Origin of the sequence: Cupriavidus necator A5-1, from assembly GCF_000744095.1 — a bacterium.
Classification (GTDB): domain Bacteria; phylum Pseudomonadota; class Gammaproteobacteria; order Burkholderiales; family Burkholderiaceae; genus Cupriavidus; species Cupriavidus necator_A.
Window position 1 is genome coordinate 1260760 of sequence record NZ_JQLI01000001.1, and the last position, 24953, is coordinate 1285712.

Consider the following 24953-nt stretch of genomic DNA (forward strand, 5'->3'; position numbering starts at 1 on the left):
GCCGGAAGTCGCCACGACATTGCACCAATTGACGCTACCCATGAATTCACTCGCGAAGCTTCATCTCTCCGCGCTCGACTTGGCTCCCATCACGGAGGGCGGGTCAATCGCGCAAACGCTGAGCCATTCCGTTGAGCTGGCCCAACACGTTGAAGCCCTCGGCTTTAAGCGCTACTGGGTAGCGGAGCATCACAACATCCTTGACATCGCTAGCGCTGCCACCGCGGTCATCATTGGCCATATCGCAGCGCACACTAAGTCGATTCGCGTTGGCTCAGGCGGCATCATGCTTCCGAATCACCCGCCACTAGTCGTGGCTGAGCAATTCGGTACGCTCGAGACGCTCTATCCTGGCCGCATTGACTTGGGATTGGGTCGTGCTCCTGGAACCGACCCTGAGACCATGCGTGCATTGCGCCGTAGCGCTGTCTCCGAGGAGAGCGAGTTTCCTGTGCAAGTGGCAGAACTGCAATCATTGTTCCTTCCAGCCAGCCAGCAGCAGTCGGTCCGTGCCATACCTGGGGCCGGTATCAATGTTCCTCTCTGGCTACTGGGCTCCGGCACGTTCACCGCACAGCTCGCCGGTTACATGGGCCTGCCCTTTGTCTACGCCGCTCACTTCTCCCCGCGTGCCCTCGACCAAGCGCTGTCTTTGTATCGTTCAATCTTCCGGCCATCGCCACAACTGAAAGAGCCATATGTGGCCGTCTGCGTCAACATCGTGGCTGCGGACACAAACGCCGAAGCTGCATTCCTGGCAACCACGGAACAACAGAAATTCCTTGGCCTTGTGCGAGGAACTCGCTTCCTTCTTCCGCCTCCCGTCGTCACTATGGACGATATGTGGAGCACCTTCGAGCGCGCGCAAGTGATGAGCATGCTCAGCGCGTCCATTGCTGGAGACGTCGATGAAGTCCGCACACGCCTTGCATCCGTGGTCGAGAGAACAGGCGCCGACGAAATTATGGTCAACTCCTGGATACACGACCATGCCGCTCGGCTTCGGTCCTACGAGCTCATTGCACAGGCAAAAGGTTGATAAATCGCTCTCGCAGATACGTTGGTTCTACCCGGCAAAAATAGGTCGAAGCTATCCGAATGGATACCTTCGACCACGAAGGGGCACGACGCCTCTAACGCGCACCCATGGAGCCTTTTAGAACCAGTGCATTACGCCGGTATAGATGCCTTGCTGGCTCGAGCCAGCCAAGGGCTTGGTATTGGCGGATGATTCCACGGAGAATGCTGCGTTGCCCCCGTTAATGACGGTGCCGACAGTGCCGTAAAGCATGGTTCTCTTCGACAGGTAGTAGTTCGCACCAAGCGCCAGCAAAGTGCCGTTGCCTCCCGATTTGTTGACGTTGGCTCTGTACGCGCCGGCCAGAACAGTCAGGGCGGGCGAAGCCTGGTAGTTTGCGCCGAGCCAGAACATTTGATGCTTGTCCGCTCCGGTGGGATTGTTGACGTCGGCGACGGTCGCTCCTCCGGAGCGAATGAGGCTATATCCGCCGAATAGCTTCAGGTCTCGAATCTGATAGACGGCGCCGGCTGCATACTCGCGGGATGCCATATAGAGATTGGTGAACTCTCCATGCTCGTCCCGGATTTCTTCGTAGACACCCTTGAATAGAAATGGCCCATTTGCGTAGCTCACACTCGCGCTAAGCTGCCTGCCAGCGTTGAAGTTTCCGGCGCTTCCGTTCAGGCCGGCTTGCGCCCGGAATGAAAAGCCTCCCCAGATAGGTGAGTTATACGTGATAGCATTTGTACGCGGCCCCCAGTTCCGGCCATATGCGAGCGTTCCCACACTTGTGGTCTGCATTCCCATGGGGTCCACGGCCCACAGTTCTCCGTCCGTGAGGGCCATTGCGCGACCAAGCCATAGCGTGCCGTAGGTATTGTCGGAGAGGCCGACAACGGCGTAGCGGTTGAAAAGGCTGTCACCGAGCACCTGACCGTTTCCGGTCGTGAACATGCTCTCCAGGTTCATCACGGCTTTCAGACCGCCACCCAGGTCCTCCGTCGCCTTGAGACCCCACCAACTCACCCCCCACTGGTTGCCGAAGCGAAACACGTCTCCGGTCTGGCCATTTCCAATGGCCACCTTGTTCACATAGTCCACCCCACCGGACACGCGGCCGTACAACGTGACACTACTTTGGCCAAAGGCGGCGCCCGCGCTACCAACAAACAAGAGAGCAGCAATGACACCTTTGCTGCTGACAACGTGCTTCATCAACTTCATCCTCTCCTCCGACGTTATATTTGTGACCTTGATAGACCTTCAACTGCTGATGATTCTTCCGACAGCTTCCGCGCGTCCCTGGCGCGCGCCATTTCGTCAGGCAAAGCGCTGCCATACCGGGCCGATTGTCTCGGCCGGGTGGGGCAATTTCTCTAGTTGGCTATTGGTGCGGTTGCGTTCGCAAAGCTGCTAGCGGGCGAGAGCCACCGTAGCTCCCGCCATCTCCGGCCCTTAGGCGCGCTTCCTAAGCCCCGCAAGAATGGCGGGGAGATTTCGAATCGCTGTGGCAAGCAGAATTGCTGCCGCCTGGACCAGCAGCTGGATGGCTGCACTTGCGCCTAGCGCCAGCACTAGTTGGCCGAGTTGAGCCATAAACAGCGCTGCAACAGCACTGGCAATGACGCTCCCACGCCCACCGGTAAATGGCGTGCCGCCGACGACTACGGCAGCAATGGCGGGCATGAGATAGTCGTGTCCGCCATTCTGAGACGCGCTACCGATAAATCCCGCCAGCAGAAGGCCGGCAACTGCAAAGCACACGGCAGAGACCACATACGCGCCAACCTGGTAGAAGGTCACGGGGACGCCGGCAGCGGCAGCAGCCCTCGGACTGATACCAACCGCCACAAACTTCCTGCCCACAATGGTCTTTCGCGTAACGACCCACACCGCTACAACAAACAGAACGGCAAGAACGATGCTGTACGGCAAGCCAAGGAACTGCGAGTGTGAGAACGCTTGCAACGGCTCTGGCACCGAAATAGGTGAGTTTCCGGTGATGGAGCGTACCCCTCCGATGAGCAAGGCGTTAGTCGCCAGCGTTGCCACTAGCGGAGTAATAGACAAGCGCGATGTCAGGAAGCCGTTGAGAATGCCGCCAATCACCGCGACAGCCAAGGTCCCGAACACTGCTAGCAGCATGGAGCCGGTGCCAAAGCCCAAGGTCGCCACCAGCGCTCCGGAGAGCGTTACCATTCCTGCGGCTGACATGTCGAGCCCGCGCTGTTGAATGACTATGGTTTGACCAGTGGCAACGATAGCCAGAATCCCTGCGAAAGGCAGCATGGCGAGGAGCGAACTCTTTGTGACCGTCCCTGGCGCCAAGACTGCACTCACGGCAAACAAGACTGCTGTGCCAAACCAAATCCACGAGAATTCATCGAGTAAAAACCGTGGCTTAGCCAGTGGAACCGTGTGTTGGTCAACGCGGGTGGTGTTCAGTGTGTAGTCCATGATCATTCTCTTTTTCAGGCTGCCACCACCATTTGGCGGCTCTTCGAGTAGATGGCCACTGCCACCAGAATCATCGCGCCGAGGAGGTACGACTGCCACGCATCGCTCAGATTCAGGAAGGTAGTCACCACGTTCACCTGAGTAATCAGCATCGCGCCGAGCAAGGCGCCGAGGAAGGAACCTCGCCCGCCAAACAAACTAGCTCCGCCAATGACCGCGGCAGCAATGCTAGTTAGCGTGTAGTCGGCACCGGCAGCTGGGTCGCCTGATCCCACTTGCGCCATCATCGGAATTGCAGCGATGGTGGCAAGGGCGGAGCATCCGACATAGGCGGCCAACAACGTTAGACGCGGCCGAACCCCTGCGACCCTGGCCGCCTCAGGACGCGACCCGAAGCCACGGAATACGATTCCCCACCTGCACTTGAAAAGACCATACTCCAGCGCGACACCAAAGACCGTAGCGACAATCATGGCGAGCGGGAGGAAGCCGAGCGTTGCCGAGATTCGATCCATGACTCCCTCAGCGATAAGTCCACCTGGAACCGGACGAAGGATGAGGGAAACTGCTTGCAGCATCATGAAAGTAGCGAGCGTCGCCACCATCGGATGAAGTCGCAAGGGGTCGACAAGGAACCAGTTGAATGCTCCCACGGCAATCGCCACAGCTAGCACGACGGCCCAACCCACCGCATATTGTTCTGGCGTCGCGCCGTCGACCAGATAGAAGGACTGGATGACAACAACGAGCCCCATCAGCGGGCCCACCGACAGGTCAATGCCGCCGACAAGCATTAGCATCTGCTGGCCGAAGGCGACCAAAGCGAGTGTCGCCACAAGACCAAGAAGCCCCGTTATATTACGTTCTGACAAATAGAACTCGTTTGCACTCGCGGCATACGCGCCAAGCAGACCAATCGCAAGACAAAGCATGACGATAGGTGCCCAGTCTCCCGCTGCCCACTTCCAGAACGGCGAGGTCTTCCCGTCGGCGCGACTGCGCACGGACGTGGATGTCAGCACCGCACTAGTGATGTTGTGCTCAGTGACCTCGTCTCCGCGCAGCTCTTTGACAACTTGTCCACGGGAGAAAATGAGCACGCGGTCACAGAGTCCCGCAACCTCTGTTGCATCCGAGGAAACGATAACCATGCCCGTGCCGCTGGCCGCCGTCGCCCTCAAGGTCTTGTAGATTTCCATCCGCGCGCCGATGTCAACGCCTTGAGTCGGCTCATCGACCAGCATGACAGCTGGCCGACTGGCGAGCACACTCGAGAGTACGAGTTTCTGTTGGTTGCCACCTGACAGAAGCCGAATCGGCGTTTCAAGCGAAGCCGTCTTCACAGCGAATTCTTGAACCGCCTCCGCAGCACGGGCCGTATCCCTGCGGCCTGACAGAAAGCCAGCTACGCTGCTGCGAGCCAGGCTGCGCAGGGAGAAGTTCTCCCGGACGCTGAGTTCGCCGAAGATGCCCTCCCGATGACGGTCGCCGGGCACGTATCGAATCCCACCTTGGCTCGCCCCTTTTGCGCTTTGCACGCGCACTGCCTTGCCGTTGACGGTTACGGTACCACGTGACTTCGACAGTCCTGCCAGCGCGCGCATGAATTCGCGTTGACCGTTTCCATCAATGCCCGCAAGCCCAACAATCTCACCGCTTCTCAGCGCCATTGACACTTTCGCGAACCCTTTGCCTTCGAGCTGCGCGACTTCCAATACGGTCGAGCGGCTCGCATTTTCCGAGGCTTTCGGCGGAAATTCTCGGTCCAGGGTCCCACCGACGATTAGCTCCACAATGTCTTGCTCAGTGAGCTTGCTGGCGTCATAGGTTCCTTGACCCTGCCCATCTCGCAGCACGGTCAGGCGCTCAGCAATAAACTGAACCTCACGGATTCGATGCGAGATGTAGATGACCGCACACTGGCGCGCTACCAGGGTCCGGATTTTCGCGAAGAGTCTCTCGACATCTTCGGCACCGAGGTGCTCAGTAGGTTCGTCCAGGACGAGCACCTTGGGTTGTGCAGCCAGCGCCTTGACAATCTCCACGATGAACCGCTGCTCCGGATTCAGGCTTGCCACACGGTCGGCCCCAGAAATCTTGATGTCCCGGTGCCATGTCCTCATCAGGTCTCTCGCCCAATCGTTGAGCGATGCCTTTTTGGGGCGCAGCTTTTCCGGAACACCGAGATACAGATTCTCCGCCACGGTCAGGTCAGGCATGAGCGCCGGTTCCTGCCGGACAATGGCCAGCCCGAGCTCGCGTGCCAGCTCAGGGTTGCCACGCATTTCTTTACCATCAATGCGCACGCGGCCTTCTTCCGGCACAAGCGCGCCGGAGGCCACGGCCATCAATGTCGACTTGCCCGCGCCATTCTCGCCTACCAGGCCGTGCACTTCGCCTGCATTGACCGAGAAAGTAACGTTGTCGAGGGCCTTCACACCAGGAAAAACCTTCGTGATTCCCTGGACCTCAAGGAGCAGCTTCGTTTCGCGCTTCATCTTGCAACCTGCCGGTGTAGTTTGAGTTTCGCCAAAGGCGTCATGGTTGGAGACACGGACCCATTCCGCCTCGGCGAAGCAGACAGGCACCGATGTTCGGGTTGCGTCCCTGAGCCATGCACCGATGGCGTAGACAGCGAATGCCCTTGGAGTGGGCTTTAAAGTGCGCCCTCGACGGACAACTCGCGCTGCTCTTGATAGGTAGGATAGTCGGCATAGCCCTGCTCACCACCCGTGTAGAGCGTCGGCAGGTCTACCGAGTTCAGTGGCCACCGGTTGCGGAAGCGCGCAACCAGGTCAGGATTGGCGACAAATGGTCGGCCGTAGCCCGCGAGGTCACATAGACCTTGCTCAATGAGCGCTTCTCCCGATTCCTGGGTCAAGCAACCGGTAAGAATCAGCGTGCCTGTGTATGCATCGCGGAACTTCCAGAGGAAGTCCTCACCGATGCCCTCGTTGATGAACGCCTTCTGGTCACTGAGATGGACATACGCAAGGCCTCGTTTGCTGAGCTCTTTGCCCAGCGTCAGCCAGGTGTTCTCCTCGTCATCGAAGGCAGGCATGTCGTATAGACGCCCGAAAGGTGAGAGCCGGATGCCTACTCGGGTACTGCCCAGTTCGTCTACCAACGCATCAACGGTTTCGAGCGTTAGCCGTAGCCGGTTCATGGTGCTGCCGCCGTACTGGTCAGTCCGTGTATTCAGCACTCCATTTGCAAACTGCTCAAACAGATAGCCGTTCGCACCGTGAACCTCGACGCCGTCGAAGCCCGCCTCGAGAGCCCTGATACCGGCGCTAACGAAGTCGGCCGTTATCCTCGGAATTTCGCTGGTATCGAGAGCACGCGGTTGACTTGCCTGGACCGGGCCGGGCTCGCCGTTTTCGCCATACGCATAGCAATTGCTGTTACGAGCAGCGACGTCGACGGACGAAACCGGTAGCGCACCGTTCATCTGCAAACTGACATGCGACATGCGGCCGACATGCCAAAGCTGAATGAATATCTTCCCATCTTCCTCATGGACAGCGTCCGTGACCTTCTTCCAGCCAGCGACCTGCTCACTGGTGTAGATGCCGGGAGTATAGAGATAGCCAGTACCTTCAGCCGAGACCTGTGAACCTTCGCTGATAATCAGGCCGGCGCCAGCGCGCTGGCGATAGTACAGAGCGGTTTGCTCATCGGGCACCGTGGTCCTCGCGCGGCATCTCGTCATCGGCGCCATGACGACACGGCTCGCCAAGCGGATCCCATTCATATCGTATTTTTCCAGCAGCTGACTCATAACGTCTCCCTCCCTACCTTAGATTGATGGCCGTCATATTCGCGGCTCAACACCTGCGACTTCCCTTTGCGGTACTCAGCGGCGCTTCTGGCGTGGTTGTCGGTGAATGCCCGTAGGGCCTGCTCACCAGCTTTCCTTGACGAAGGGGCTACGGACCCATCCTTCAGTCCAGGGCGATGCCTGCTGAACGACGCCGGTGATTTCCTCGAAGAGCCACTTTCCGTTGACCTTCACTAGCGTGTCCTTGTACTTGCCGGCGATAAACACTGCTTCGCCCTGCGGAGATTGCTCCGACGGTGCCATCGACACGAAGCAGACCAGATAGAACGTCGCAGTGGCACGCTGCCCGTCAGCGTCTACTTCGACTGCGGGCGAGACAATGTTGTGCAATGCCCAGGTGATGCCTGACGAGAGGTTGCGGCAGTGCTGCTTGATTTCCCCGCGCCCCTTTGCTTTGCCGCCAACGCCTTTGATTTCCCACAGACCGTTCTCGATGAAGAGGGAGGCGACACCCTCGGGGTCGTACCCGTTGTCCAGATACTCGGCGTACTTGGCCTTCATATACTTGATGGCTTCAATGTCTTCCAGACGAGACACGCGCTGTTCCAGGCTGAGATTCGCGATTTCCATAGTGCAACTCCAGGCTAATAAGGTTCTCTAGGACACTGACGAACGGAGCTACGAACTCGATTCGCCTCGATTCAGAGCCGCAATTCGACGCCTTGATTTTTTGCGCATGAGCTGTTGGGGTAAGCACGCGAAACCAAGCGGACCACAGGTAGACGACCTGGGTTTTGAGCATTGAATGGCGTCGGGAAAACGGAGCCCAGAATAGGCGCGACAACGGTGGGCACAGAGCTCATATGGCCCTGTGACCAGCGTCAAAGTTGTCTCCTTTCTATGTGGGCCCGAATTCTTGGGCTCTTTGCCACGAATATATGAAAGGAGGCGCCGACCTTCGCGACTGGATACGCCAGATTCACTGGACTGGATGCGCCATGCACCTACGCGCGCTCGTCACGCAGTACCGCTTGGCGACACATTGGCGGCACGGCAAGGCGCGGGGCACCGGTCGCGAGCTGCAAGCGCCACCGCGAAGATGGGCGCACGCATGTAAGCAGCTGCTTACATTTCACGACTTCTACGGGTTAGCTCGCATTCACGGTTCGATATTTTCGAACTAATTTGTTGATGTCTAAGCTGCCGATGAGCGACAGCCCTCAAGTAGGTCAAGCTATGGTTGAACAGTTCGACACCTCTGCAGTAGTCCCCCGTGATCGCCTGAATCACTACCACGACGTAATCTGCCGTCTTTACTGCCATGTGGACTTGCCGGCATACGCAGACCAGGCGGACAGATTTCGGGCTCACGTCCTACAGAAGCCGATTGGCTTCATTGGAATCGGCGACATCGCTGCGCCGGGACTGCGGTATGTCCGGACGAATGATGACCTTCGCCAGACGCCTTCAGAGGACTTCCTTGCAAGCCTGCTCGTCGAAGGAAGCGCGACGCTTGAGCAAAGCGGCCGAAGCGCTGCGCAGAAGGTTGGCGACATCGTCCTGTACGACACGGCACGTGCCTTCAAGTACAGCTTCTCGTCCGACTATCGAATCGTTCTGCTCAAGATTCCGCGCAAGCAAATGCTTTGCCGCCTTCCTGATGCAGAGCGGCTGACTGCAATTACCTTGGATGGCCAGTCGGCCACGGGAGCATTGGCCGGTTCTGTCATTCGAGGAACTTCACGCATATCCTCCGACTTGGAGCCCTGCGCGTCGTCTAAACTCGCGGCGTCGGTCGTCGACATATTCGCGGCTTCCGCCGAGACCGAATTCCACGACCTCAAGGGCATGTTGGAACGCCATGGAAGCATTTTGCACCGCGCCAAGGACTACATTGAGGCGAACCTGGGCGACTCGGAGCTTGATGTCGACGCCATCTGCAATGCTATAGGGGTATCGCGCCGAACTTTGAATCGAATCTTTGCCTCTGACGGCACGACGGCGATTCGATGGCTTTGGCAAAAGCGTCTTGAGGCAAGTCACATTGCGCTTACAGAGGGCCGCTCGCAACATATCGCTGATGTGGCAATCGCTTGTGGTTTCAGCGACTTCTCACACTTCAGCCGCGCCTTCAAGAAGGCATATGGGGTCGCTCCTAATACCCTGATAAGGCGTCTAAGTTAGAGCGGTTCTGATAGCGAGATGTAAGACAAACGCCATGTGCTGTCGCACATGGCGTTTGTTACTCACCAGTCCGTAAATAAAGCGACAAAAATTGGAACCTCGTGACGACCGTTTAGTCTCATTCAACATGAAACGAGATGGCCGTACACTGGATCGCGCGACGCAAGAGGAATTCCGCCGACTTGCCTTGCGCCGGGTTCGCGAAGGCGAGAAACCATCGGTGGTGGTGAAGTCGCTGGGCATGAACCGAACGTCAATCTACCGTTGGCTCAAGGCGGCCTCGGGCCCGGGCAAAGGCGCGCGGGCGCTGGCATCGCGTCCAGCGACAGGCCGGCCACGCAAGCTCACGCGAGCGCAACAGGCGCAGGTCTTTCGGTGGATCAACGGGCGGGATCCTCGGCAGTACGGTCTGGACTTCGGGCTGTGGACACGACAGATTGTGGCCACGCTCATCGATGAGAAATTTGATGTGAAGATGGGTGTCACAGCGGTGGGCAGGCTGCTGGCGGGACTGGGCTTGAGCCCGCAAAAGCCATTGCAGCGGACGTACCAACGAGATCCGCAGGCCGTCGAGCGCTGGCAGCGTGAATCATTTCCGGGCATTGCGGCTGCGGCCAAGCAAAGCGGTGCGGACATCTACTTCTGGGACGAATCAGGATTTCGAGCCGACGCGGTGCATGGCAAGACCTGGGCGGTCAAAGGCGAGACACCGGTGATTGAGCGCCCCGGGCAGCGCCAATCGATTTCCGCCGCGTCCGCGGTGAACGCCAAAGGTGCCTTCTGGTTTGCGACCTACAAAGGGGCCTTGACCGCGGAGCTATTCATCGAATTGCTCAAGAAGATGATGAAGGGCCGCAACCGCCCAGTGCATCTGATCGTTGATGGACTGCCAGCACACAAGAAGGCCAATGTGCGCGAGTACATCGAATCGACCAAGGGAAAGCTCACGATGCATGTGCTGCCGGGATACGCGCCCGACCTGAATCCCGACGAGTTCGTGTGGAGTCATCTCAAGCGAACTGGTGTGGCGCGCAATCCGTTGCGAGCGGGCGAGAAACTGGAAATCCGCGTTGAGCAGCACCTGCACGAGGTGAAGAAGAACCGCCGGCTTGTGCGCTCATTCTTCGACGCCCCATCTGTCGCCTATATTTCGGACTGCTGAGTAATTGCGGCTTTCTAAGGTCGGGCCGTCAGCCTAAGCGAACACTTCCGCTGTCAGTGGCGCCGGAGTCCAACTAGCCGAGGTAGACGCCCACGGACTTGAGCTCTGTGTAGGCTTCGATGCCCGAGAATCCCATCTCACGTCCCCAACCGGATTGCTTGTAACCACCAAATGGGAGGGCAGCGTCAGTCTGATTGTGATTGTTCACCCAGACTACGCCAGCACGAATGCGTGCGGCAAGCTTGTGAGCCAGGCTGAGGTCTTTGGTCCAAACGCTTGCCGCTAGGCCGTACACGGTGTTGTTCGCCTCGCGGACCAGGGCGTCAAGATTGTCCGAGCTCATCTTCATGGCCGAGATGACAGGACCAAAAATCTCTTCCCGATACACCGTCATGCCGGGTTCGACGTTGGTCAGGACGGTCGGGCGTAGGAAGTAACCTGGACCCGACGGCTGCCCACCACCCGAATAGACCTTGGCGCCCTCGTCGATGCCTGCCTGCAGAATTCCTTTCACGCGCGACAGTTGGCGCTCCGAAATCAGCGGTCCCAAGTGGGTAGCGGGGTCAAGCCCATGCCCCAGCTTCAGCGACTCGGCATACTCCGCCACGCCAGCAACGACGCGGTCGTACACATCTTCGTGAATGTACAGTCGCGAACCCGCGGTACACGCTTGGCCGCTATTGAGAAGAACTGCCTCCGCGACACCAGGGATGGTTCGCTCGAGGTCTGCGTCAGGAAAGACGAATACAGGGCTCTTGCCACCCAGTTCAAGCGTCACACGCTTGAGGTTGTCTGCAGCCGCTCGCACGATTGCCTTGCCAGTAGCCGTGCTACCGGTAAAGGCAACTTTATCCACATCAGGGTGCTCGACCAGTGCAGCGCCGGCCTTGCCGTCGCCCGTCACCACGTTCAAAACACCCGGCGGCAGGCCGGCTTCACGGCAGATTTCCGCGAGGCGCAGGGCCGTGAGCGGCGTGTCTTCAGCCGGCTTGAGAACGACCGTGCAGCCAGCGGCTAAGGCTGGTGCAAGCTTCCATGCGGCCATCAGCAGCGGTACATTCCACGGAATAATTTGGCCAACAACGCCGATGGGTTCGCGGACGGTATAAGCATGCCATTCACCTGGCATGTTGACCGGAACAGTACTGCCACCAATCTTGGTAGCCCAACCCGAGTAGTAGCGGAAATGGTCGGCCGAGAGGCGAACATAGAAGTTCTTGGCGACATTGTAGGCGGAGCCTTCGTCAAGCACCTCGAGCTGAGCCAGCTCTTCGGCATTCTCGTCGATAAGGTTGCCGATTTTCCACAGAATCTTGGCGCGCTCGTTGGTAGACATGCGACGCCATTCGCCATGCTCGAAAGCTTCGCGCGCGGCTTTGACCGCAGCGTCGATGTCAACAGCGCCACCATCCGCCATCGTCGAAATCTTGGCGCCGGTAGCCGGGTCAATGACGTCCCGGGTGGCGCCAGACGCGGGTTGGACCCATTCACCGCCAATAAACAGGCGATGTTGCCTCGACAGGAATCGTTTCGTGGCTTCGGAGAGGCGTTCTTTGAAATCAATGAGTTCAACTGAGGATGTCATTCGGTCACCTTTAACAACGAGGTCTGGGGGCTGCTGGGCCAAACGTCTTGCCACGCCAAGCGCCCCCGTGGTTAGGCGGCCGAAGAAAGCGCCGCCACATCGGGCCTTAGCCGGCGTACTCGACCTGACGGTCGTACGTGGAACCGGCTGCGGCGTGACTGGAGCTTGCATCGGCCAGAATCATGTCAGCGGCCTTTTCAGCAATCATGATGGTCGGCGCGTTTGTGTTACCGCTCGTCAGGGTCGGCATAATCGAAGCGTCAACGACGCGGAGGCCGCGGAGACCGTGCACACGCAGGCGTGCGTCGACGACCGCCTCTGCATCAGAGCCCATCTTGCAGGTGCCGACCGGGTGATAGACGCTTTCGCTTTTGTTGCGCAGATATTCGTCGATGTCGGCATCCGACTGCACCTCGCGCCCAGGGCCAAACTCCTCGCCACGATAGGGGTCGAACGCCTTCTGCCGAATGATGTCCCGCGCGATTCGCAGGCCGTCGCGCATAACGCGAACATCGTCGGCAACCGCAAAGAAGTTCGGGTCAATGGCGGGAAGCGCGAGCGGGTCTGCGGTGCGAGCCATCACCGTACCTCGGCTTTGAGGGCGAGAGAGATTGAAGTACGGCATCACGCCCTCTTCAAAGAAGATCTTCCGACCGTGGTCCTCGTACATGACCATGTTTAGGTGGAACTGAATGTCGGGTGCGACAACACTCGGGTCAGTCTTGACGAACGCCAGAGCTTCGACGCCATGGTATGCAGCGGGTCCCGACTTCGTCGCCGCGTACTTCGCGAGCGCACCCGCCGAGTTGAGGATGTTCAGGTGCTTCAGCAGCGACAAGGGCTGGGTGATTCGCTGCTTGAGGCCGCAGCCGAGATGGTCCTGGAGGTTTCGCCCGACGCCCGGCAGCTTGTGGGTCACCGATACGCCAATGGATTGCAGATGCTCGGGGTCGCCGACGCCGGAAATCTGCAGCAGGTGCGGTGAGTTGAACGCTCCACCCGACAAAATGACTTCCTTCGATGCATAGACTTTCTTCGTGTTCCGGCCAGAGACATACTCGACGCCCACGGCCCTGTCCCCATCGAACAGGATACGGGTCGCCACAGCATCAGTAATGACGTGCAGATTGTCGCGGCTGCGGATAGGCGTGATAAAGCAACGGGACACGCTAGAGCGGACACCGTCCGCAAGCGTGCTGTCACAAGGACCGAAGCCTTCCTGGTCGCCACCGTTCAAGTCATCGTTGTACTTGTAGCCCGCCTGGATACCAGCTTCGATGAAGGCAGTTGCAATCGGGTTCTTAATGCCGAAGCGGCTAGTTTTCAGCGGGCCGCTGCCACCGTGGACGGCGTTTTCCCCGTCCGCCCAGCTTTCAGACTTCTTGAAGTACGGCAGACAGTCTTCATACGCCCAGCCTTCGTTGCCAAGTTCGCGCCAGTGGTCGTAGTCAGTGCGGTCACCACGCGTGTAAATCATCCCGTTCACCGTCGTGCAGCCGCCAATGCTCCGTGCCCGGGGAATGAACATCTCACGATTGTTCATATACCGCTGAGCGACGGTGTGGTAGCCCCAATCGAGCTGCCCGGTCTGCATCAAGCGAAAGTAGCCTGCAGGCATATGAATGAACGGGCTCTTGTCCCAACCGCCTGCCTCAAGCAACGTCACGTGAACGCTGGGGTCGGCGCTCAGACGATTGGCCAAAACACAACCTGCCGAGCCGGCACCGATGATGATGTAGTCAGTCATTTCTATCTCCGTTTCTTTCATCTCGCCACCTTGCGGGTGGACGATTCTTTTGCTCGAATCTTTTCTGCCCTGTCGTCCTTAGGCCGGTGAGCGACCTGAGTGGGCAAGCCAGTCAACCTTTGGAAGGATGTCGCGCGCGCTGTCGCCGTGGAAGGAATTGCCCCCGGAGCGACCGGGGGCCAACTCTTCTGCTCACGAATTGGTGCTATTGCTGAAAGACAGCTTTGAGCTTTTCTGCGGACAAGGCCGAGGAAAAGTCGGCGTCCGGCGGCGCGCTGGGGTCACACTTTGGCTCAACACCAGCCGAGCTGTCAGCGTAGGGATAGGGGAAGACCGTCGTCGACTCACTGTTCGATGTTCCCTGGTAGTGAGCGACAGCACGGCGGCCAGCGAAGCGTATGACGGACGTAGTACCGTCAAGCGAGAAGTAAGGGAATGCTTTGCCCGACTTCTTCATGGCCAAGTACTTGCAACTAAGCTCGTTAATGCTTGCATTCGTCGCGATGGCGGGAACCGGAAGCCGAGCCTGTTCGAATGCCTTGACGGCAGCCAGCGCAGTGACCCCGTAGTCCGTCGCCACACCGTCGATTTTCGGGTACTTAGCGATAAGGCCGGCCACAGCCTTCTGGGCTCCGACGGGGCTCCAGTGCGTCACGACAAAGTTGTTCTCGAGTAGCTTCAGGTCCGGATACTTCGCGAGCCCGGACTTGAAGCCGTCAAAGAAGAGCTGCGACGACATTGCACCTGGCGCGCCACCGAGGAAGACAACGTTACCCTTCTTGATGTTTTTGCCGTACCAGTCGGCCCACACGGTTCCCATCCGGAACACGTCTTCCGTAACGTTGACGGTGTAGTCTTTGCCTGGATTTCCCGGAATCTTAGCGAGATAGGGAACGACCGTTACACCTGCCTTCGTTGCAGCGCGCATCGCTGGAATCTGGGCGGCACCGAAGTCTGGGAAGACAATAAGCACGTTGACGCCTTGCGCAACCATGCTATTGATGTCCGAGTTCGCCTTCTGTTGGTCGCCGTTGGCGTTCGTGTAAATGAATCGTTTGAGGTTACTGCAACGGCCGACCTCGTCTTTGAGTTCGGCAAGTGCCGTCTTGCGCCATGTCTCACCACCGTAGCCATCAGACAAGCCGACAATCATCGGCTTGGAACCGCACATCGGAGAGATGTCTCCTTGTTGGGTTACCAGTTGGGATTCGGCGGCCGCAGCACCAAGCGGGGTCACGCTAATCATTGCACCGGTAGCCACTACGCGCATGGCATTGAATAGTACTTTCATCGTCTCCTCGTCTATTTAGCGCCAGCAAGCTGACTTATGTAGCCGTACTCGACAGCCTGATGGCGAATATAGGAGAGCGAGTCGGATGCTTCGTGCCTCAACGCGCCATATTTGATAGCCTGTGTGCGCCACGGTCGAACTGGACGGCGACAGGAACCAAGCCCACGGCGCGGCGCGACAGCGCAATACAGAAAATTTGCTTGCCTAGTCGCGCGGGGAAGTCAACGTGAAGCGACTTGTGAAGCCTTGCTGCCGACTGGCGACTTAATATCCAGGCAGTGAAGGGAGCCCATGACTTGCCGCTGTTAGCGAAGCAACCGTACCGACCGCGCATCCGCTCGATGCGCAATACGTGCTCGACGGTCTCAGCTTGCAGATACCAGCGCGCCCTCCAAGCCTCCTTCACGTTTGTCTTGCTCTGTACCTAATGTGATGTCATCGACACACAACGATGCGCCGCTTCAACGCCCCCCGTCGTCGTCGTCGGGTCCTAGATGGGAGGAACAGATGACCCAAGCCAAGCTTGACGTGCCCAAAGCGGGTGCCGCGACGTCATACATGTCTGGATTTGCCAACGAATTTGCCACCGAGGCTTTACCCGGGGCGCTGCCGGTTGGCCGCAATTCGCCCCAACGTGTGGCGTATGGCCTGTACGCCGAGCAAATTTCGGGCTCTGCCTTCACAGCACCGCGCGCCCACAATCGTCGTTCCTGGCTCTACCGGATTCGTCCGGCGGCCATGCATAAGCCGTTTGTCCGCATCGAGCAAACAACACGGTGGGTAAGCCTCACCATGTCGCAGACACAATGGCGTTCATTTTCGAAACACCTGGTGTCATTCGTCCAACCCGCTATGCCGCCGAGTCGGCGCTTCTTCAAAGCAGTTCAACCCGAACGTGCGCTAAAGTATGAAGGGAGGTGCCAATTCAATCCCTAAGACGATGCGGCACCGCCCCTCAAGTGCGGCCTTGCGGTGGTTCAAGCGCTCGTCAAACTTTGCCGCACATGAAGATGGCGGGGTGTTTTTCAGCAAGGGAGAGCAGCGCGTCTATGACGACTCGCACTTTCGGCTGGATGTATCGTGTGCGCGGCCATATCACGTGAATCGGCATTGTCACGCCGGCATAGTCATCCAGCACAGTAACCAGCGCACCGCTGCGCAAGTGGTCGTGCACGAGCCATGTCGGTAGTTGCGAGATTCCGCATCCATCAAGGACTCCTTGCACCATCATTTCGCCATCGCCGAGTTCGTGCCGTACGCGAACATCCTGGTGCTCAACTTGGCCTTGTGCGTCCTTGAGCAGCCAGGCAGCGCGCAGCCCCTTACGCCAGCCGATAATGCAGTCGTGTTCGAGCAGACTTTCTTTGCCGTTCACTGAGCCGCGTCGCTCCAGGTACTTGGGGGAGGCACAGATGACGAGGTACTGCTCACCAAGCCGACGCGCTACGAGTTCAGGGTCGTCCCTAAGGTGCCCGATGCGCACAGCGAGATCAACGCCTTCGCTGACCATGTCGACTGTGCGGTCGCCAAAAGTCATCGCCAGGTCCAGTTGCGAGTACTGTGTGGCCAAGGAGTTGAGTGCTGGCGCAATGTGCCGACGACCAAACGCACCGGGCAGGTCGATGCGTACCTGACCGCGTGGCTCCGCATGTCCCGTCGAGAGGAAATTCTCGGTGTTGCCCAGGTCTTCCATCGCGCGCAAACAACTCGCGAGATAGGCTTCGCCCTCATTTGTCAAACTGAGCTTGCGCGTCGTGCGATGCAAGAGCTTGACGCCAACTCGACGCTCGAGCCGAGTAACGGCCTTCCCCACCGCTGAGCTGGTAATCCCGAGCTGCAGGCCGGCAGCCGTAAAACTCTGCAGCTGCGCTGCAAGGACGAACTCCTGGATGCCATCGAAGCGCGAGTCGCTCATGTGTGCCTCCAAGATTACGTACCCGATTATATCCTCCGAGGATGAGGTGGATGGAATCTCGTGGCATTAATCGATTCCGGAACATGAATTAAGCTGTGCATCCCTTCAGAAGTGAGGTGCCCTGTGCAAACCGACGTTACCCGCTTACTCGCCATCGAGGCCATCAAGAACCTCCGCCAGCGCTATTGCCACTACCTGGACGCCAACCAAATGGACGCGCTCGCAGCGTTGTTCACGAACGATGCAATTTGCCAGGTGGACCGCGGAACCTGGCGTGGACGCGACGCCATTCGGCAAGGACTTACCGACGCATTCACGGCATTCGACACCGACAAGCGTGGTCGCTACCCGTTCATGCATGCAATAACGAATCAATGGGTCGAACTACTGGACGAAGACCGCGCCGAAGGGCGTTGCTACCTAATCGACCTCGCGACCGAAGGTCCGAAGACCGCGAATCCGCTCTTCCTCCTGGGTCTCTACGCAGATGAATACCGCCGTGTCGACGGTCGATGGTTGATTAGCCGTACGCGCCTCGACGTTGTATGGCCTGAGCCGAACGTAGGCGGCGGCTATCCCGGCAATGGCCTGGTGCTGCCGACCTGAGCCAAGACATCTTCACACCCACTGACTTCCCAAACGTCCGGAATGAGCAAACTCTTCGAACCCTATGACATGAACGGCACGGTGCTGGCCAATCGCATCGTGATGGCGCCCATGACGCGCTCCAGAGCAGTGACCGGTATTCCCGATGAGCACACGGCCCTCTACTACGAACAACGTGCCACTGCTGGCCTCATCATCTCGGAAGGGGTCCCGGTTTCCGAGGAGGGACGCGGGTATTTATTCACCCCGGGGATATACACAGATGAGCAAGCCGAAGGATGGAAGCGAGTAACTGACGCCGTTCATGTCCAAGGCGGCAAGATTTTTGCGCAGCTTTGGCACGTGGGCCGCTTGTCCCACGTGTCCATTCAGCCGGATGAAGCTGCACCGGTGTCCTCCGTAGCCCAGATCGCAGAGAAGTCGATGGTTTACGCCTGGGTCGAACCAGGAACGGCGGGCCCCATCCAGGCGAGCCGTCCGCGCGCATTGCGCGTGGAGGAAATTCACCGCATCACTGCAGACTTTGTCCGAGCTGCCCGCCGCGCAATGGAGGCCGGCTTCGATGGTGTCGAGCTGCATGGCGCAAATGGCTATCTTTTCGAGCAGTTCCTCAACGGAGCACTGAACTCTCGTGATGATGAGTATGGCGGGTCCATCGCGAATCGCCGACGCTTCCTAATGGATACCCTTGATGCTGTTGCTCATGAAATCGGCAGCTCTCGCGTAGCGGTCCGCCTCTCGCCGTTCGGCCGCCTCTACGACATGAAGCCCTTCGCGGATGAGGCTGAGACCTGGCTGAGCCTCGCCGAAGCATTGAATTCCAAGGACCTGGCCTACGTTCACCTGAGTGACCAACTGACTATCGGCGCCGAATCGATTCCTGACGGCTTCGCTGCGAGGTTTCGTCAAGCGTACCAGGGCACTTTGATTGCTGCCGGAGGCTTTGACAGCGTCACAGCGGAAGCAGCGTTGGACAATGGGGACCTTGACCTAACCGCGTTCGGCCGTCCGTTCATCTCCAACCCTGATTTGGTGGAACGGATGCGGCAAAACTGGCCCATTGTTGAGCCCCACCGCGAGTCCTTCTATGGTGCAAACAAGAGCCTTGCAAAGGGCTACACGGATTACCCGTTTTACCAGGAGGCTCAGCCGAGCTAATCAATACCTTCGCCGGCATCGATTTCCAAAGCCCTCTGGAGTTTCCATGGATTGGCAGCGACATGTGTCTCGGCCCTGGCAACGCGCATCCCAGGCTTCTTAACGGCTTCACTGCTACCTGGCGGTGTACCCGCCATCGGCATAGTAGGTTTGCCCGGTAACAAAGCTCGCGTTCGGTGAAAGCAAGAACAGGATGACCTGGGCGATTTCATCGGCTGCAGCCAACCGCTTCATCGGGTGCAAGCCTGCCAGTGACGCCTTGGTTTCCTCATCGCGGTCCGCCAGCAGCGGCGTTGCGACGTAGCCGGGCGCCACGGCATTGACGCGAATACCCCGCTCGGCACACTCCTGAGAAACCAAACTGAGGGCGGCTGGGGTCAGGGCGCCACCGCCACGGGATAGATCTGATAGCCGAGTGCAGCGGCGCGGCGTTTGAGCGCGGCGATGCTGCGCTCGCGCTGTTGTTCTTCGTAGCGCTGCTGGCCCTGGTCGACGAAGGTCTCGCCGCGCGTGAGCATGAAGTACACCATGCGCGCCAGCTTGTGGGCGACGGCGGTATTCGCGCGCGGCTTGTCCATGCGGGCACACAGCCGTCGGTAGAACGCGCCGAGCGCGGAGTCGTTATGCGACAGGCTCATGGCCGCGAGCTTGAGCGCCTGGCGCACCCGGTTGGTGGAGCGCCGGGTGCGCGCCGACAGGACCTTGCCGCCGCTGACCTTGGTGCCGGGACACAGCCCGAGCCACGAGCAGAAGTGCTTGACGCTGCCAAAGCGGCGCAGGTCCGGGCCGATCTCCGAGAGGATCGTCAGCACCGAGGTAACGGCCAGGCCATTGATGCGCGTCAGGTCCACGCCAGACCAGCGCGCCAACGCGGTGCGCGCATCAAACTCCGGAGTATTCTTGCCACGCCGCTTGCCCGGCCCGCCGAGTTCGACCTCATGACGGCCCAGCGGCGCAAGCAACGCCTCGATCTTGGCGTCGCACTCGAGGATGCGCTGGGCCAGGCTGTCGAACATCGCCAGGGCCTGCCCGAGCACGAAGAGGTGCTCCTCACGCCAGTTACCCGTCAGCGCCCGCGCGATGTCGCGCTCGCTGGCCTTGACGCGTGCATGGCGATGGCGCGCCAGCACGTTGGGGTCACGCTCGCCCGCCACAATGGCCCGCACGATGGCCTGTCCGGTCATGCCCATCACGTCGCTGAGCACTTCGCCGAGCTGAAGGTTCATCTGCACCAGCGCCTTCTGCATACGCTGCACCCATTCGGCCTGCGCGGCCAGTAGCACCTCGCGCTGACGCACCACCGCGCGCACCACACAGACTTCATCGCCGGGGCGCCAGGCCGCGCGCAGCAGCCCCAGGCTCATCAGCTTCTGCAGCCACTGGCAGTCGAGCACGTCGCTCTTGCGCCCGGGCACGTATTTCATCTGCCGCGCATCGACCAGCCAGACCGTCAAGCCGCGTTGCTCCAGCACTTCATAGACGGGGATCCAGTAGACCCCGGTGGATTCCAGCGCCACCGTGTCCACGCCGCACGTCAGTAGCCAGTCGGCCAGCGCATGCAGGTCGTCGGTCATCGCGCCGACTTCGCGCACCGGCTCGCAGCCGGCTTGCTCGGCCAGATCCCGCGGCACCGCCACCCAGTGGCTCGACGCGCCCACGTCGATCCCCGCCGCGTTGGGGAATACCACGTCTTCTTCTTGCTTGCGCATAGCCATGGCTTGCTCCACCATCGTTGATGAACGGCAGCGCCATGGGATGCGTCGAATTCGACTCGATCTCCTGAACGGGATGCGGCTCGCGCCGCTCACCACTGTCGCCGACGAATCCCGGACCATGCTCCAAAGCGGGCTCACTCCACGGCGTGCATGCCGCGAGCGCGCACCATTGGCCTGTCGGTCATCGCGGCGCTGCCGTTCACCGGTATAGCTCATCTCGGTTTCTCCGCCCACGCCGGGGCCGGAAGGGCCTTGAAATGCTCCAAAGCAACTGACTTGGTGAGACCGACCACGGCATGCTTGGCGGCGGCGTAGGGGCTACGCCCGACCATGCCGACGCCACCGAGAATGGACGACACGTTGACGATGGCTCCGCCTCCGCTGGAGAGAATCGCCGGGACCTCATATTTGAGCCCGAGGAATACGCCCGTGACGTTGACGCCAAGGTTTCGCTGCCAGTCCTCCCAGGACACGTCCTCGACCATTGCGTAGCTTGCCGCGACACCCGCGTTATTCACGGCAAGATGAAGGCCTCCGAACATCTCGCAAGTCAGCCTTACGACAGCCTGCATGTCTTCTGCTTGCGAGACATCTGCCTTGACGGCATGCGCTCGCCCCTCGATGGCAGCAATGCGTTCGGCTACGGCACAAGCGGCCTCAAGGTTGTAATCGGCCACAACTACACTGGCACCGCAGCGTGCGAGGGCCTCGCATGTCGCCGCGCCAATTCCGGATCCGCCGCCCGTGACGAGCGCGCATTTCCCTGTCAGGTCTATATTCATAACTCTTCGCCGTATAGATAGTCTCGCGCGTTACTCTGGCGTGGGGCACCGCCGCGCCGCCGGAAGCTTGGGTCAATGCTGTTGAACGTCAGCTTTGCGAGGCACCCCGAACCACATTGCCAATCCACTTGCCATGACCATTGCGGCCACCAGGTACAGCGCGTTGTCCATGCTTCCCGTTTGGACCTTGATCTGGCCGATTGCCCACGGGCTCACAATCCCGCTGGTAATGCCGACGCTGCTGATGAAAGCGATGCCTGCGGCTGCGCTGCTCTTTGGCAGATGACTTGCAGGGAGCGCCCAGAATAGCGGCAAGGCCGCATAGATCAGCACGCATCCAACCGAGAGCATGGCCAGCATTCCGGCAAGGCTCGGCAGGTGCAGAGTCAGGCCGATCAAGGAAAGCGCGCCGCCGGCAGTGCAGTACAGGTAGTGACGATGGCGCTCGGCCTTTCGGTCGGAATGTCTGGCGATGAAAATCAATCCGATGGCGCCAATCGCATTGGGTACGACGGAATACAGGCTGACCGATACAACATCCGTGATGCCAAAGTCGCGAATCATCAGCGGCATCCAGGTACTGAGCGCCAGCGAACCCCACGTCAGCGAGAAGTAGATGAAGGCAAACAGGTACACGCGCGGATTACTCAGGACGCGCGTCAGTGCGCGCAGCGAGTGAGCTTTGACGCCATGGTCTTCGTGGATGTTGCGGGAAAGGAATGCCTTTTCGTGCTCGCTGAGCCAGCGCGCCTGCCGCGGTTCGTCGTCCAGAAAGAAGGCGGCGAGTATTCCGAAGACGATTGCCGGAGCACCTTCGATGGCGAGCATCCATTTCCACCCTGCCAGCCCCATCACGCCAGACATGTCGCGCATGATCCAGCCAGATACCAAACCACCCATGACGCCCGCAACTGCCACGCCTGCGAAGAAGATCGCCAGCACGGAGGCGCGGCGCGAGGCGGGAAACCAATAGGTCAGGTACAGCACGATGCCCGGAAAGAAGCCCGCTTCAAACACGCCCAGCAGAAAGCGCATCGTGTAGAACTGCGCGGGCGTGGAGACCGTCACCATCCCCACCGAGGCGAGGCCCCAGAGGACCATGACCCGCGTGAAGGTGCGGCGCGCACCGAAGCGTGCCAGCAGCATGTTGCTCGGCACCTCACAGAGCACGTAGCCTATGTAGAACACTGCCGCCCCCAGACCGTACATGGCATCACTGAAGCCCAGATCCTGCTTCATCTGCAAATGGGCGAAGCCGATGTTGATGCGATCGAGGTACGCGATGACGTAACAAAGGAACAAGAAGGGAATAATGCGCAGCCAGATTTTGCGATAAAGCGCATCCTCTTCGTTCAAAGTGTAAATGGGGGCTACCATAGCCCCTGGGGCGAGATTGCTCATTGGTCTGTCTCCGGTCGGTGTCCGCGCTGCCGGCGTCTTAGTGCGCCTTGGCTATGGTCAGGCGGGTGAGGCACGCGGAACGGCGTGCCCGGCAAAATCAGGCGGTCGCCGCCTGTTGGGGCGCGACGCCCTGACGCGCTGCGAGCATTGCGGCCCTCAGGACTTCGGCGTCGCCAATATGGTTGGCAAGCAGCAGGATGAGTTGCGCATTGGCAGCCTGGCTCTGGTTGTCGCTCAGATCACGGTGCATGTCGATCAAAGCTTCGTAGAAGTCATCGGGGTGGATCAGATTGGGTTCGGTGATGAGTGGCATTTCTCTGACTCGTCGTAAATATCGCTCTGCCCCTCATGCGAGGGCGGCTGCCGTCAGCCCTGCGTCTTGAGGTACCTCGCATGATGGAGACTGTCCGGTTGCCCGGCACGCACGTTGCAATGCCTGCTCGACGGCCGGCAGGTTGACACTGCGCCAGCGTGCGCAGACATGCTGGTCCGGGCGAATCAGGTATAGCGTGCCGGGGCGCGCGTCATACCGCTGCGCGGCCAATCCATTGGTGTCATGAAGCACGATCGTTCCCGCAGGCGCGTCCGGCATGCTGTCGGGTGCGTCGGGGGCGCTGACAAGGACGATTCGCAGTGGGACTGGCCCATGCACGGCTTGCAAGACGCTCACGGCATCCGCATCGAGCGCTCCGAATGCCAGCGCGGTAAATTGTCCGCCGAGATGCGACAAGAGCCAATCCGATCCCTGGGCGCTGACGACTGGCGCATCCAGGCAAGCCGCACCGGGCACCATTGCGCCGCTGAACGTCTCAACGTCGGATGTGTTCAACGGTGACCCGGCAAGTGCCGCTGGCACCGAAAGGCGGCCGCTGTTCACCAGTCCGCGCGCAAACGGGTGTTGCTTCGACAGGCTCAGCACAGCATCGCGAAATACCCGGCTTACAGGACTCTTGGGCGTGATGAAGTCTGTAGCGCGGGTGGAGTTCCGGATGTTTTCGTCAGCCGCGTACTCACGTTCGCTGGCGTAAGTGTCGAGCAGGCTGTCAGGCGCGTGGCTACGCAGCACGAAGGCCAGCTTCCACGCCAGGTTCTCCGCGTCCTGCACGCCGCTGTTCGCACCTCGGGCACCGAACGGCGACACACCGTGGGCCGAATCGCCGGCAAACAGCACGTTGCCATGGCGGAAGCTGTCCATGCGCAGACAGGAGAACGTATAGACGCTGACCCATTCCAGCGTGAACTTCGCATCCTGGCCGAGCAGGGCACGCACACGCGGGATGACGCGCTCGGGCGTCTTCTCCAGTTCCGGGTCGGCATCCCAACCGAGCTGGAAATCGATACGCCAGACGTCGTCGGGCTGCCGGTGCAGCAACACCGACTGGTTGGGGTGGAACGGCGGATCGAACCAGAACCAGCGCTCAGCAGGGAAGCCGGCTTCCATCTTGACGTCGGCAATCAGGAAGCGGTCCTTGAATGTGCGCCCCTTGCTTTCGAGACCAAGGAGCCGGCGCAACTGGCTACGCGCACCGTCGGCGGCTACAACATAGCGGGCCTGAAGTGTATAGGGCCCGTCAGGTGTATCGACCGTCAGGACGACACCGGCACCTTCCGCGCCCTGCTCCGATTGACTGATGCCTGTGACGCGGTTCTTCCAGCGAATCTCGAGATTCGGCAACTCACGCGCACGCTCGAGCAGGTAGCCCTCGACGTAATACTGCTGGAGGTTGATGAAGGCGGGCCGGCGATGTCCGGCGTCAGGCAGCAAATCGAATGAATAGACCTGCTCGTCGCGCACGAACACCTTGCCGACGTTCCAGCGCACGCCTTTGTCAACCATCCGCTCTCCGCAACCGAGACGGTCGAAGATATCGAGGGTCCGCTTGGCGAAGCAAATTGCACGTGAGCCGTTAGAAAGGGTGCAGTCGTCGTCAAGGAGCACGACCGGTACCCCGTACTGCGCGACGTCAATCGCGGTAGCCAGCCCGACCGGCCCGGCGCCCACCACTACCACCGGGTGAAGGCGGGGAGCGTGCTCCGGTTTCTGCTCCACACACACCTGGTAGTCAAACATCAGGCTCTGGTAATCGATACTCATCTTCTTTCTCCATCGCGCGGCCGACGGGAATCCTCGACCTGCATGCCGCTGAT

Annotated in this window: 21 protein-coding genes and 1 pseudogene; 7 read left to right on the forward strand and 15 right to left on the reverse strand. The window is 59.6% G+C overall.

Going from position 1 to position 24953, the window contains the following annotated elements; translation table 11 throughout:
• The first annotated feature begins 40 nt into the window (after nucleotides 1-40).
• Complete coding sequence (locus tag K307_RS05535) at nucleotides 41-1039, forward strand: LLM class flavin-dependent oxidoreductase (RefSeq protein WP_042876846.1); 999 nt, start codon at nucleotides 41-43, stop codon at nucleotides 1037-1039.
• Between the two features lie 117 nt (nucleotides 1040-1156).
• Here K307_RS05535 and K307_RS05540 read toward each other — a convergent pair whose 3' ends face one another.
• The 5 genes from K307_RS05540 to K307_RS05560 all read right to left on the reverse strand — a co-directional run bounded on the left by K307_RS05540 (nucleotide 1157) and on the right by K307_RS05560 (nucleotide 7889).
• The gene (locus tag K307_RS05540) at nucleotides 1157-2236 is read right to left on the reverse strand and encodes a porin (protein ID WP_051975019.1); all 1080 of its coding nucleotides are present in this window, start codon (nucleotides 2234-2236) and stop codon (nucleotides 1157-1159) included.
• Nucleotides 2237-2476: 240 nt separating this feature from the next.
• Nucleotides 2477-3478 (reverse strand): ABC transporter permease, encoded by a 1002-nt coding sequence (locus K307_RS05545; protein WP_230625515.1) that lies wholly within the window; start codon nucleotides 3476-3478, stop codon nucleotides 2477-2479.
• A 14-nt stretch (nucleotides 3479-3492) separates the two neighbouring features.
• Nucleotides 3493-5976 (reverse strand): ATP-binding cassette domain-containing protein, encoded by a 2484-nt coding sequence (locus tag K307_RS05550; protein ID WP_042876850.1) that lies wholly within the window; start codon nucleotides 5974-5976, stop codon nucleotides 3493-3495.
• A 158-nt stretch (nucleotides 5977-6134) separates the two neighbouring features.
• Nucleotides 6135-7259, reverse strand: a complete 1125-nt coding sequence (locus K307_RS05555) for an alkene reductase (protein ID WP_042876852.1) — start codon at nucleotides 7257-7259, stop codon at nucleotides 6135-6137.
• Between the two features lie 123 nt (nucleotides 7260-7382).
• Nucleotides 7383-7889, reverse strand: a complete 507-nt coding sequence (locus tag K307_RS05560; RefSeq protein WP_051974682.1) for a nuclear transport factor 2 family protein — start codon at nucleotides 7887-7889, stop codon at nucleotides 7383-7385.
• 561 nt (nucleotides 7890-8450) lie between these two features.
• Here K307_RS05560 and K307_RS05565 point away from each other — a divergent pair.
• Nucleotides 8451-9443: a helix-turn-helix domain-containing protein gene (locus K307_RS05565; protein ID WP_080744904.1), complete on the forward strand. Its 993-nt coding sequence runs from the start codon at nucleotides 8451-8453 to the stop codon at nucleotides 9441-9443.
• Nucleotides 9444-9570: 127 nt separating this feature from the next.
• Nucleotides 9571-10605, forward strand: coding sequence for an IS630 family transposase (locus K307_RS05570; protein WP_042876855.1), 1035 nt, complete (start codon nucleotides 9571-9573; stop codon nucleotides 10603-10605).
• Nucleotides 10606-10678: 73 nt separating this feature from the next.
• Here the strand turns inward: K307_RS05570 and K307_RS05575 are convergent, their stop codons facing one another.
• From K307_RS05575 to K307_RS05585, 3 genes are all read right to left on the reverse strand, one after another.
• The gene (locus K307_RS05575) at nucleotides 10679-12190 is read right to left on the reverse strand and encodes an aldehyde dehydrogenase family protein (RefSeq protein ID WP_042881432.1); all 1512 of its coding nucleotides are present in this window, start codon (nucleotides 12188-12190) and stop codon (nucleotides 10679-10681) included.
• A 106-nt stretch (nucleotides 12191-12296) separates the two neighbouring features.
• The gene (locus K307_RS05580; RefSeq protein WP_051975021.1) at nucleotides 12297-13937 is read right to left on the reverse strand and encodes a GMC family oxidoreductase; all 1641 of its coding nucleotides are present in this window, start codon (nucleotides 13935-13937) and stop codon (nucleotides 12297-12299) included.
• A gap of 205 nt (nucleotides 13938-14142) precedes the next feature.
• Nucleotides 14143-15228: a substrate-binding domain-containing protein gene (locus tag K307_RS05585; RefSeq protein ID WP_042876857.1), complete on the reverse strand. Its 1086-nt coding sequence runs from the start codon at nucleotides 15226-15228 to the stop codon at nucleotides 14143-14145.
• 507 nt (nucleotides 15229-15735) lie between these two features.
• On the opposite strand from K307_RS05585, the pseudogene K307_RS50580 reads away from it, so the two are divergent.
• Together K307_RS50580 and K307_RS50945 are read left to right on the forward strand one after the other, a co-directional pair.
• Nucleotides 15736-16041 (forward strand): annotated as a pseudogene (locus tag K307_RS50580) (homogentisate 1,2-dioxygenase); the annotation flags it as partial.
• Complete coding sequence (locus K307_RS50945) at nucleotides 16035-16139, forward strand: hypothetical protein (RefSeq protein ID WP_419187144.1); 105 nt, start codon at nucleotides 16035-16037, stop codon at nucleotides 16137-16139. The pseudogene K307_RS50580 and the gene K307_RS50945, both read left to right, overlap by 7 nt.
• A 77-nt stretch (nucleotides 16140-16216) precedes the next feature.
• Here the strand turns inward: K307_RS50945 and K307_RS05590 are convergent, their stop codons facing one another.
• On the reverse strand, nucleotides 16217-17143 hold the full coding sequence (locus K307_RS05590) for a LysR family transcriptional regulator (RefSeq protein ID WP_042876859.1): 927 nt from the start codon (nucleotides 17141-17143) through the stop codon (nucleotides 16217-16219).
• A gap of 123 nt (nucleotides 17144-17266) precedes the next feature.
• Here K307_RS05590 and K307_RS05595 point away from each other — a divergent pair, with 123 nt between their 5' ends.
• Complete coding sequence (locus K307_RS05595; protein WP_042876861.1) at nucleotides 17267-17749, forward strand: nuclear transport factor 2 family protein; 483 nt, start codon at nucleotides 17267-17269, stop codon at nucleotides 17747-17749.
• A 42-nt stretch (nucleotides 17750-17791) separates the two neighbouring features.
• Nucleotides 17792-18907 carry an alkene reductase gene (locus K307_RS05600; RefSeq protein WP_042876863.1) on the forward strand — a complete coding sequence of 372 codons (1116 nt, stop codon included), beginning with the start codon at nucleotides 17792-17794 and terminating at the stop codon, nucleotides 18905-18907.
• A 114-nt stretch (nucleotides 18908-19021) separates the two neighbouring features.
• Here the strand turns inward: K307_RS05600 and K307_RS48475 are convergent, their stop codons facing one another.
• The 6 genes from K307_RS48475 to K307_RS05630 form a co-directional block, all read right to left on the reverse strand.
• Nucleotides 19022-19267 carry an SDR family NAD(P)-dependent oxidoreductase gene (locus tag K307_RS48475; RefSeq protein WP_268989182.1) on the reverse strand — a complete coding sequence of 82 codons (246 nt, stop codon included), beginning with the start codon at nucleotides 19265-19267 and terminating at the stop codon, nucleotides 19022-19024.
• A gap of 17 nt (nucleotides 19268-19284) precedes the next feature.
• A complete protein-coding gene (locus tag K307_RS05610) occupies nucleotides 19285-20622 on the reverse strand; it encodes an IS110 family transposase (protein WP_042876326.1) in 1338 nt (445 codons plus the stop codon).
• Nucleotides 20623-20834: 212 nt separating this feature from the next.
• Nucleotides 20835-21404, reverse strand: coding sequence for an SDR family NAD(P)-dependent oxidoreductase (locus K307_RS05615; RefSeq protein WP_051974684.1), 570 nt, complete (start codon nucleotides 21402-21404; stop codon nucleotides 20835-20837).
• Nucleotides 21405-21476: 72 nt separating this feature from the next.
• Nucleotides 21477-22805 (reverse strand): MFS transporter, encoded by a 1329-nt coding sequence (locus K307_RS05620; protein ID WP_042876865.1) that lies wholly within the window; start codon nucleotides 22803-22805, stop codon nucleotides 21477-21479.
• A gap of 97 nt (nucleotides 22806-22902) precedes the next feature.
• Nucleotides 22903-23118 (reverse strand): DUF2783 domain-containing protein, encoded by a 216-nt coding sequence (locus K307_RS05625; protein ID WP_042876867.1) that lies wholly within the window; start codon nucleotides 23116-23118, stop codon nucleotides 22903-22905.
• A gap of 33 nt (nucleotides 23119-23151) precedes the next feature.
• Nucleotides 23152-24900, reverse strand: a complete 1749-nt coding sequence (locus K307_RS05630) for an FAD-dependent oxidoreductase (RefSeq protein WP_042876869.1) — start codon at nucleotides 24898-24900, stop codon at nucleotides 23152-23154.
• Between the last annotated feature and the right edge of the window lie 53 nt (nucleotides 24901-24953).